This window comes from Paraburkholderia sp. SIMBA_053, from assembly GCF_046534895.1.
Taxonomy (GTDB): Bacteria; Pseudomonadota; Gammaproteobacteria; order Burkholderiales; family Burkholderiaceae; genus Paraburkholderia; species Paraburkholderia caledonica.
In genome coordinates this window covers 1-1,212 of sequence record NZ_JAWRXU010000042.1, presented here as the reverse complement: position 1 = coordinate 1,212, position 1,212 = coordinate 1, and the positions used below count along the sequence as shown (strand labels likewise).

The following is a 1,212-nucleotide window of genomic DNA, read 5'->3' as shown; positions in this document are numbered from 1 at the left end:
GTTGTGTCCTGAACCGCCAGCACGATCGGCACCTGTCTCATGCGATCAAGTGTTTGCGCAATGTGGGGCGCGAGGATGCCGTTCGTGTCGACCTGCGTATTATCGGAGAAACGGTAGGCAGCTTTCAGTTCGGCCGGCTTGAGCGATTGTGGAAACGAACCTTGCGGACTGCACGCGAGTCGGCGAGCCAGCGCAACAAGACGCTGCGCCAGGCGCGCATCACCCAGATCAGCCTCGCCAAATTCGGCACTTGCCCAGTCATCTGTCTCGTTCTCGTCGACCAATCCCGACTACCGTTGCGAACAGAATGGGCCAAAGCTAACATCGACATCGACTGTTTACAAGCGATCATTCATTACTCCGCTCGCAAGATGTGGGTAATCCTGAGACTTCGGACTGGTAGCGCACGCGTCCCACGTTGTAAGAGCGCTAACGTGTACGTCGCGACAACCTACACACAGTTTGCCACCTGGGCGGCACAAACCATTCGCTGCCGCTAGCCCTTGAGCGGGTGTTTGAAGTGGGTGAGGCGATCATTCGAAGCGTTGGCGACGAACGCGAACAGAAATGCTGCCGTGTGAAGCGTAGGACCGGTTGGGGGCCCTCAGGCAAGAAGAAATGTTGGCGGTGTTAGCCGCTTTCTTTTGCCTACTTTTCTTTGCGGCGGTGTGTGTCAAGGTAGTTGTCGCCTGAACCGCGTTACGCTGCCTGCCTGTACATTTTGACTGAGGCCGGGGCTCGCTCCGGATTCAGATATACGGCGTCGTCCAGATGCCAGTTGCGGATGGCCCCTGACCAGCGCGCCGGGTTTTGCATGCGCGCGCTCCGGTACAGCGCACGCCGTCGGGCCAGCAGTTCGTCGGCTTCGCCCCGGTGCCGTTGGCCCGGGCTGACATACTTCAGGCCGCTGTGACAGTGCGCTGCGTTGTACCACTGCACGAAGCGCTGCACCCATTCCCGAGCCGCCTCCAGCGTGTCGAACGGCTGCTCGGGCCACAACGGACAGTACTTCGCCGTGCGGAACAGCGCCTCGGCAAATGCGTTGTCGTTGCTCACGCGCGGCCGGCTGAACGAGGGCTGCACACCCAGTTCGATCATCGCCGCGCGCATGGTGGCGCCTTTCATCGCACTGCCGTTATCCGAATGCAGCACCAGCGGCCGTCCGGCGATGCCTTCGCGCAAACATCCCCTGGTCAGCAGGACGCTCGCATG

The 1,212-nt window shown here is 60.6% G+C and carries 2 protein-coding genes; both read right to left on the bottom strand.

The window, feature by feature from the left end; translation table 11 throughout:
- Positions 1-284, bottom strand: a 284-nt coding sequence (locus SB753_RS34395; protein WP_410804492.1) for a transposase DNA-binding-containing protein, incomplete at its 3' end; no start/stop codon positions are given.
- A 415-nt stretch (positions 285-699) separates the two neighbouring features.
- On the bottom strand, positions 700-1,212 hold a 513-nt coding region (locus SB753_RS34390; RefSeq protein WP_410804490.1), incomplete at its 5' end, for a transposase.